9 protein-coding genes are annotated in these 8,680 nt (G+C 70.7%); 6 read left to right on the forward strand and 3 right to left on the reverse strand.

The features are described 5' to 3' along the window. Positions 1-28 precede the first annotated feature (28 nt). The 6 genes from CGL27_RS43680 to CGL27_RS43705 are packed head-to-tail and all read left to right on the forward strand — an operon-like array spanning position 29 to position 5,796. The gene (locus tag CGL27_RS43680; protein WP_078645568.1) at positions 29-895 is read left to right on the forward strand and encodes a 3-hydroxyacyl-CoA dehydrogenase family protein; all 867 of its coding nucleotides are present in this window, start codon (positions 29-31) and stop codon (positions 893-895) included. Beyond that, the gene (locus tag CGL27_RS43685) at positions 892-1,167 is read left to right on the forward strand and encodes an acyl carrier protein (RefSeq protein ID WP_014058869.1); all 276 of its coding nucleotides are present in this window, start codon (positions 892-894) and stop codon (positions 1,165-1,167) included. The genes CGL27_RS43680 and CGL27_RS43685 overlap by 4 nt, the downstream gene beginning before the upstream one ends. Then, positions 1,164-2,276: an acyl-CoA dehydrogenase family protein gene (locus CGL27_RS43690; protein WP_119993150.1), complete on the forward strand. Its 1,113-nt coding sequence runs from the start codon at positions 1,164-1,166 to the stop codon at positions 2,274-2,276. Before CGL27_RS43685 ends, CGL27_RS43690 begins: the two co-directional genes overlap by 4 nt. Continuing rightward, positions 2,273-3,385, forward strand: coding sequence for an HAD-IIIC family phosphatase (locus CGL27_RS43695; RefSeq protein WP_119993151.1), 1,113 nt, complete (start codon positions 2,273-2,275; stop codon positions 3,383-3,385). Before CGL27_RS43690 ends, CGL27_RS43695 begins: the two co-directional genes overlap by 4 nt. 52 nt (positions 3,386-3,437) lie before the next feature. After that, positions 3,438-5,495: a carbamoyltransferase C-terminal domain-containing protein gene (locus tag CGL27_RS43700; protein ID WP_119993153.1), complete on the forward strand. Its 2,058-nt coding sequence runs from the start codon at positions 3,438-3,440 to the stop codon at positions 5,493-5,495. Between the two features lie 4 nt (positions 5,496-5,499). After that, positions 5,500-5,796, forward strand: a complete 297-nt coding sequence (locus CGL27_RS43705; protein WP_078645578.1) for an O-linked N-acetylglucosamine transferase — start codon at positions 5,500-5,502, stop codon at positions 5,794-5,796. A gap of 131 nt (positions 5,797-5,927) precedes the next feature. Here the strand turns inward: CGL27_RS43705 and CGL27_RS50510 are convergent, their stop codons facing one another. From CGL27_RS50510 to CGL27_RS43715, 3 genes are all read right to left on the reverse strand, one after another. Next, complete coding sequence (locus tag CGL27_RS50510) at positions 5,928-6,155, reverse strand: hypothetical protein (RefSeq protein ID WP_162952805.1); 228 nt, start codon at positions 6,153-6,155, stop codon at positions 5,928-5,930. A gap of 117 nt (positions 6,156-6,272) precedes the next feature. Next, a complete protein-coding gene (locus CGL27_RS43710) occupies positions 6,273-7,889 on the reverse strand; it encodes a bifunctional 3-(3-hydroxy-phenyl)propionate/3-hydroxycinnamic acid hydroxylase (RefSeq protein WP_240450843.1) in 1,617 nt (538 codons plus the stop codon). Positions 7,890-7,906: 17 nt separating this feature from the next. After that, positions 7,907-8,680 (reverse strand): arylamine N-acetyltransferase, encoded by a 774-nt coding sequence (locus tag CGL27_RS43715; RefSeq protein WP_119993156.1) that lies wholly within the window; start codon positions 8,678-8,680, stop codon positions 7,907-7,909.

Raw genomic sequence — 8,680 nt, forward strand, 5'->3', positions numbered from 1 at the left:
TGTTCACAACGCGCTGCGGAGGCGATTGATGAGCGGAGATGCGGAGGCGCCGCGGCTCACGGTGCTGGGCGCAGGAACGATGGGACTGGGAATCACCTCTCTCGTCGTCGGGCACGGAATCCCGGTGACGGTCGTCGAGGTGGATGAGGCCAAGGCCGGCCGAACACGGGCCGCGGTCACCGAACGGCTCCGCATGGCGCAGCTCATGGGAGCCCTGCCGGCCGGTCGCCCGCAGGGCGAGCTGACGGTCACCGCGTCCCTGGCCGACGGCCGGAACGCCACCGCCGTGGTGGAGGCCGTCACCGAGGACACCCCCACCAAGGCCAAGGTGCTCGAAGCGGTCGCCGGGCTCACCGGAGCGCGGGTGCCGCTGATCTCGAACACCTCCTCCATCCCGATCGACGAACTGGCCGGTCATATCGCCGATCCGGCACGGCTGGTCGGCACCCACTTCATGAACCCGCCCTATCTGATCCCCACGGTGGAGGTGATCCGCGGCCCCCGTACCGGGGAAGCGGTGATGACCGCCGTGACGGATCTGCTGCGTGCGCTGGAGCGCAAGCCGGTCGTCGTCGGCGACGGGCCGGGGTTCGTCACCAGCCGGGTGCTGCACCCGATGATCAACGACGCGATCCGGGTGGTGCAGGAGGGCACGGCGACGGTGGAGGCCGTGGACGTACTCATGCGGGACTGCCTGGGCCACCGCACCGGGCCGCTGCGCACCGCGGACCTGATCGGCCTGGACAACCTCGCCGACTCGCTGCGCGTGCTGCAGCTACGCACCGGCGACGCCCGGTGCGCGCCATGCGAACTGCTGCTGAAGAAGGTCCGCGACGGCCACCTGGGCCGCAAGTCGGGCCGCGGGTTCTACGCATACGGGAAGGAACTGGCGTGACCATCTCATCCGAGCCGGGCAGCCACACCGCCGAGACGGTGGCGCAGGAGGTGCAGCAGTTCCTCGAACAGCGCACCAAGCAGACCTGGGACCCGGACACCGATCTGTTCAGCACCGGCGCCGTGTCCTCGATGTTCGCCATGGAACTGGTCGTGCACCTGGAGTCGACCTTCGACGTGGTGATCACCGGCCCCGACCTGGCGCTGGACAACTTCCGCACGGTCAACGCGATGACCGCGATGGTCCTGCGGCTGCGCGGGGCACAGCCGTGACCGACGCCGCCACCAGCCATACGGAGCTGGTCAGCGGGTTGATCGGGGACCGGGCGGACGCCTGGGACCTGGCCGGGGAGCTGCCCCGCGACCTCCTGGTCGAACTCGGCGCCTCCGGTGTGCTGTGCGCGCAGGTCGGCGCCGAGCACGGCGGCACCGGACTGGACAGCCATGCCAACGGGGAGCTCACCGCGGCGGTCGGCGCCCGGTGCAGCTCGCTGCGCAGCGTGATGACGTCCCAGGGCATGGCGGCATGGACCGTACGGCGGCTGGGCGGCGCGGAACAGTGGGGCACCTTTCTGCCCCGGCTGACCTCCGGTGACCTGGCGGCGGTCGGATTCAGCGAGCCCGGGGCGGGCAGCGACCTGGCGGCGATGGAGACCGAGATCGCCGACGACGGCACACACGTGGTCGTCACCGGGCGCAAGGTGTGGATCACCGCCGCCCACTACGCCGACCTGCTGGTGGTGTTCGGGAAGTACCGCGGCGGCGCCGCGGCCGTGGTCGTGCCCGCCCGGGCCCCCGGCGTCCGCGTCACGCGGGTGCCGGACCCGCTGGGCTGCCGCGCCGCCGGCCACGCGGACATCACCCTGGACGCGGTCCGGGTACCCGTCGGCCATGTACTCGGTGGCACCGGACTGCCGCTGCCCCTGGCGACCACCGCGGCGCTCACATACGGGCGCATGTCCGTGGCGTGGGGGTGCGTCGGCATCCTGCGCGCCTGCCTGGACGCCGCCGCCACGCACACCGCCACCCGGGAACAGTCCGGCCGCAAACTCGCCGAGCACCAGCTGGTGGCCCGGCACCTGGCCGAACTGTACGTCGCGGAGCGGCACGCCACCCGGGCCTGCGAACACGCCAGCGCCTCCTGGGACACCGGCTCGCCCGACATGGCGGTCGACGCGGTGCACGCCAAGTACGTCGCGTCCCGCGAGGCCGCCGAGGGCGCGGCACGCGCCGTACAGCTCCTGGCGTCGGCCGCGGCATCCGACGGCCATGTGGTGGCCCGGGCCTACCGCGACGCGAAGCTGATGGAAGTCATCGAGGGCACCAGCGAGATCTGCCAGCTCGTCCTCGCCCAGCACACGCGGAAGAAGGTGCAAGCATGACGGAGGGGAAGCCCGTGAGCGAGCCGCCGACGGCCGTCAAATGTCTCGTCTGGGACCTGGACAACACACTGTGGCGCGGCACCCTGCTCGAAGACGGCGAGGTGCTGCCGTTCGAGTGGGTGCGCGATGTCATCACCACCCTCGACGAACGCGGCATTCTCCAGTCGATCGCCAGCAAGAACGACCACGACCACGCCTGGGAGCGCCTGGAAGCGCTGGGCCTGGCCGAGTACTTCGTACTGCCGCACATCGGCTGGGGCCCCAAGTCCGCATCGCTGCGCGCCATCGCCGATGGGCTGAACTTCGCCGACCGCGCCATGGCGTTCGTCGACGACCAGCCCGCCGAACGGGCCGAGGTCACCTACCGGCTCCCCGAAGTGCGCTGCTACGCGGCCGAGGACCTGGCCGGGCTCACCCGGCTGCCCGAGTTCAGCCCCGCCGTGGTCACCGTGGACTCGCGGCAGCGCCGGAACATGTACCAGTCCGGGTTCCGCCGTGACGCCGAGCGGGCCGAGTTCAGCGGCCCCGACGAGGACTTTCTGCGCACCCTGGACATACGCATGGGCATCTCCCGCGCCACGGAGCGGGAGCTGTCCCGGGTCGAGGAACTGACCCTGCGCACCAGCCAGATGAACGCCACCGGTGTGCATTACCCCGACTCCGCACTGCGCGGACTGCTCACCGACCCCGCACACGAGGTGCTGGTCATCACGATGGCCGACCGGTTCGGCCCGCACGGGGCCGTCGGCATCGTGCTGCTGGAACGGCACCCCGCGGTGTGGCATCTGAAACTGCTCGCCACCTCGTGCCGCGTGGTCTCCTACGGCGCCGGGTCCACCCTGCTGAGCTGGCTGGCCGATCAGGCGGCGCAGGCCGGGGTGCACCTGGCCGCCGACTTCCGGCGCACCGATCGCAACCGGATGATGGAGGTCGCCTACCGCTTCGCCGGGTTCGCCGACACCACCTGCGCCTGCACCGCCGCCCTCGCGGTCCCCGACGAGGAGGGGGTCGAACGCCTCCACCTCACCCCCGCGTTCCAGCCGGCTCCGACGACGCTGCGGCTGACGGCGCCTGAGCTCGCCGACGCGGCGCTGCCGCGCTCCCGGTGACCGGCGGGCGTCTTCCGCCCCGCATCCTCGCGTTCGCCTCCGACTGGTTTGGGTGATCACTGTGCTTGTGCTCGGGCTCAACGGCAACTTCTCCGCCGCGGACACCGATGTGGTGCCGCAGCTCGGAGAGGTGTTCTTTCACGACTCGGCGGCTTCCTTGATCCGCGACGGCGAACTCGTGGCCGCCGTGGAGGAGGAGCGGCTCAACCGGATCAAGAAGACAACCAAATTTCCCCTCAACGCGGTCCGTGAGTGCCTGGCCCTGGCCGGTGCGCGGCCCGAGGACGTCGACGCGGTGGGCTACTACTTTCCCGAGAACCACATCGACACCGTCCTCAACCACCTCTACACCGAATATCCGCGGGCACCCCTGCGCTACTCCCGGGAGCTGATCCGGCAGCGGCTGAAGGAGGGCCTGGGCTGGGACCTGCCGGACGAGAAGCTGGTGTACGTGCCGCACCACGAGGCGCACGCGTACTCCTCGTATCTGCACTCCGGCATGGACTCCGCACTGGTCCTGGTGCTGGACGGCCGTGGCGAACTGCACTCCGGCACCGTCTACCGCGCCGAGGGCACGCGGCTGGAGAAGCTGGCCGACTACCCGGTGCCCAAGTCGCTCGGCGGGCTCTACCTGAACGCCACCTATCTGCTCGGCTACGGCTTCGGCGACGAGTACAAGGTGATGGGTCTGGCCCCCTGGGGCAACCCGGAGACCTACCGCGACACCTTCGCCAAGCTCTACACCCTCCAGGAAAACGGCGAGTACGAGCTGCACGGCAACATCATGGTGCCGAACCTGGTCAGCCCGCTGTTCTACGCCGAGGGCTTCCGGCCGCGCCGCAAGGGCGAGCCGTTCACCCAAGCGCACCGCGACTTCGCCGCCGCGCTCCAGGAGACGGTCGAGAAGATCGTGCTGCACATCCTCGAATACTGGGCGAAGACCAGCGGCCACTCCCGCCTGTGCTTCGGCGGTGGCGTCGCCCACAACTCCAGCCTCAACGGGCTGATCCTCAAGTCCGGACTCTTCGACGAGGTGTTCGTGCACCCCGCCTCGCACGACGCGGGCGCGGGCGAGGGCGCCGCCTACGCCGCGGCGGCGAGCCTTGGCACGCTGGAGCGCCCGGGGAAGCGGCTGCTCAGCGCGAGCCTCGGCCCGGCGCTGGGCCGCGGGGAGCAGATCAGGGCACGGTTGGCCGACTGGGCGCCGCTGATCGATGTGGAGTTCCCGGACGACGCCGTGGAGACCGCGGCCGGACTCCTCGCCGAGGGGCAGGTGCTCGGCTGGGCGTACGGCCGCTCCGAGTTCGGCCCCCGCGCCCTGGGCCACCGCAGCATCGTCGCGGACGCACGCCCCGAGGAGAACCGGACCCGCATCAACGCGATGGTGAAGAAGCGCGAGGGCTTCCGGCCGTTCGCCCCGGTGGTCACCGCCGAAGCCGCCCGCGACTACTTCGACCTCTCCGGCGCGGACGGCAACCACGAGTTCATGTCCTTCGTGGTGCCGGTGCTGCCGGAGCGGCGTACGGAACTCGGCGCGGTCACCCACGTGGACGGCACCGCCCGGGTACAGGTCGTCTCCGCCGAGTCCGGCGAGCGGTTCCACCGCCTGGTGCGGCGGTTCGGCGAACTGACCGGCACCCCCGTGCTCCTCAACACCTCCTTCAACAACAACGCCGAACCCATCGTGCAGAGCCTCGACGACGTGGTCACCAGCTTCCTGACCACCGACCTGGACGTTCTGGTGGTGGAGGACTGCCTGGTACGCGGCAAAGCCTCGCCCGACCTGGGCGTTCTGGTGCCGCGGTTCCGCCCGGTGACCCGGCTGGTCGAGCGCAGGACGGCCGGTCCGGACGCCTCGGCGGGAGCCAAGACCCACGAGATCCACCTCGACTACGACGGCGGCCCGTCCGCGAAGGTGTCGCCCGAGCTGTACGAACTGCTCGGCGCGGTCGACGGCACTACCACCCTCGGGGATCTGGCCAAGACCGTGGGCGGGCTGTCGGACGCACTGGCCACCGAGGTGTTCGCCCTGTGGGAGCAGCGGTTCCTCACCCTGTCCCCGGCCGGGGACATAGGGCCGTTGGCCGACGACGGTACGCGGGGGCACTGACCCGATGGCGGCGGACCCGATCACCGAAGCGCACCGGGATATCACCCGGCTGCTGACGAAACTGGGCCGATCCTCCGGCACACGTCCGGACGCCCTCGTGGAGGCGTGCGTCGCCTGCCTGGAGGCCGCCCAGTGCACCTCGGCCGCCGTCACCGGCCAGATACACCCTGACACCGGCGCGCAGGAAGCGTTGCACGCGGTCAACGCGGCGGCCCTGGCCATCAGATACGCCCTGGTCAAGGCGGGCGACGAACGCCGCCGCGCGGCGGGGACGGGAGAGAGCGTCACCTCGGACACCTAATCGCTCCGGTGGATATGCCCTGACCTGCCGTCGATTCTCCGCGGCGCCGTCGTGGCCGGTCGCGCCCACGCGGCGGAGCCGCACATCGACACAGCCCAGCGCCCCTTGATGGCGCCTCACCCGAGGTGCCATCAGACCCCGCCCCCGGCCGCGAAGCCGGGTGCGGGGTCTTCGCACGCCACCGCGTGTGCTTCTGGTGCGCCGAGCTGCCGCGAAACGCCGAGCGACCCGGCGATGTCGCCCCAGGGCCAGCCGAGTTCACGCGCCCGGTCGACCTGAAGCGCCTCCATCTCGTCGACGAGCCTCCGCAGCGCTCGTACGGCGGCCGGCGCCATCAGCCCGGAGGCCGTGCGCCGCATACCGGAAGCCGCGCGGGGCTCCTTGAGGCTTCGACGGCCGCAGGGCCGTGAAAGCAACTGGTCCCTTCCCCCACGGCACTTGGGGGAAGGGACCAGCCATGCCCAGGCAGGGGAGCCTTACGAAGGGGTGGGTGACGGGCTCAGCTGGGTGGCCAAGTCGTCTACGAGAGAGAGGAGTTCGCCCTCGTCCTCCGCGATACCGAACAGGTAGAAGTCCGGGCGTACCAGTACCGCCAGCGCGTCCATCTCCGACAGATAGGACAGGTACCGGTCCTCCACGTCCAGCGCGTCCCGTGGCCCCAGGGCGGCCGGGGGCGTGTCCGCGGGGACCATGCGCACCAGTCGGGTGCCGATGCTGTCGAGGAATGTCAGCCGCCGCGCGTCCAGCGCGGGGAACACGTCCTCGGCGTAGAGGAGGACGAAACCGGTGCCCACCACGTCGTCGAACAGGCCGGTGGTTCCCGCGCGGCACACTCGCCACTGGGGGCCCGCCTGGCCGGCGTACGGTGCCGGGCGGCCCTGACCGTCCTGCCGTAGCAGCCCGTCCACGAGCGGCCTCACCACGGAACGGCGGGCGGCACTCGGGCCGATGTTGCGTTTGCGCGCGGCCAGCATCGCCGCGTCACGGTCCGCCGCCGCGGCCGGGTCCGCCATGCACACCACCCGGCCCAGGCCCACCGACATCTCCACCGCGTGCCGCACGTGTGCCCGCCGCTCGGTGGTGTAGGTGTCCAGCAGCGTCGGCGCCGCGTGTCCGCCCAGGACCAGGTCCAGTTTCCAGGCCAGATTGGCCGCGTCACGGAATCCGGAGCACATGCCCTGCCCCGCGAACGGCGGCATGAGGTGTGCCGAGTCCCCGGCCAGCACCATCCGTCCGGTCCGCCAGCGCTCCGCCCAGCGGGCCTGGAAGGTGTAGACCGCGTGCCGGTCCAGAACGCCGTTCTCGGGCGTCACATCGAACAGCCGCAGCAGCTCCCAGGCGCTCTCCACGGTGCCGAAGTGTTCGGGGTCGTCCGCGGGCACCCGCATGAACTCGTACCGCCGATGGCCAGGACCCGCGGACACCGCCGTCCGGGGGCGCGCCGGATCGCAGATCTCCAGGTTGTTCGGCCGGAACTCGCGGTGCTCGTGCAACCGCACATCGCAGATCAGCCAGTCGTACGAGAAGTCGAGGTCCGTCATGGTGGTGCCGACGCCCGTCCTTACCAGGCTGTTCGCGCCGTCGCAGCCGACCACCCACAGCGCGGTGAGGTCCGTCTTCTCCCCGTCCGGGCCGACCACGGTCAAGGTCACATGGTCGCCGTCGTCCGCGAGTCCCACCGCCTCGTATCCGCGCAGGATCCGCAGCGGCGGCAGCGTCTCCCCGTGCTCGATCAGCGCGGACTCCAGGGCGGGCTGATACGCCGACAAAGCCTCCGGCCAGGTGCAGTGCCCCCGGTCGGCCACCTCGTGGTCGATCAGCGTCTCGCCCTTCGTGTTCTGCCAGGCGTGGTCCCGCGCGGGTTCGGTGAACTTGTCGAGCGAGTCGCCGATCCCGGCCGAGGCCAGAAGGCGCGCGGCCTCACTGTCGAACCCGACCGCCCGGGGGTGCCGGTACGGCTCCGGCCAGCGCTCCACGACCGTCACGCGCCGCCCGCGCTGGGCCAGTAGCACCGACAGTAGCTGGCCCACCGGTCCGTAGCCGACGATCAGCACCTCGGCCTCGAGGCTGTCCGTTTCCCGCGCGGTGTCCACTGCCGCCTCCTTCCCGCTCATGCGCCCGCCAGGATCAGGTCGACCACGTCCTGGAATTCGTCCGCCTTCACCAGCACCTTGGTGCGCTCCACCCCGTCCTCGACGGTGAAGTAGCGCCTGCCGATCAGCACGATCTTCCCGTTGTCCGTGGCCCGGCTGCGGAAGGTGGTCCCGGCGAGCACCGAGTCCTGTGCGTAGTCGTCCAGGCTGTCCAGCCGCACCGCGTCCCAGCCGGACGGATCGGCAAGCTCCGGCCGGAACCGGTACAGCGGCTGCCAGTCGCTCCCCTTGGGCCGCCGTTCCACCACCCGGTAGCCGTCGTGTTCGGTCACGCGGTACGAGCAGCCGTACTGGTGCTGCTCTTCATGGGACAGGTACAACGGCTCCGAATAGGACGGCCCGGGGAAGCCGACGTCCACGAGGTGGGTCCGGCCATCGAGGTGGACCAGGTCGAAGGTGTGCTCCCGCTCCGGGCCGAAGGTCCCGTTCGCCTGCCGCACCGCCGCCGCCACCATACGCACGTCGTAGCCGAGCTCCGCCAGCAGCGTGTGGAACAACCGGTTGAGCTCGTAGCACACTCCGCCATGGCCCTCGGTCACCACATGCCCGAACACCAGGTCCAGCGGGACGTTCGTCAGATGCCGCGAGGCCGGGAGCCGGTCGGGGGCTGTGGAGTTGTCGTACGGGACCGCCATGAGATGCCGTTTGTGCAGATGACGGAGGGTGTCGAGGGTCGGTTTGGGCGTCCCCTCCACCCCGATGCGCCGCAGATACTTCGCCACGTCGAACAT

Source organism: Streptomyces sp. 11-1-2 (assembly GCF_003595545.1).
GTDB classification, from domain to species: domain Bacteria; phylum Actinomycetota; class Actinomycetes; order Streptomycetales; family Streptomycetaceae; genus Streptomyces; species Streptomyces hygroscopicus_B.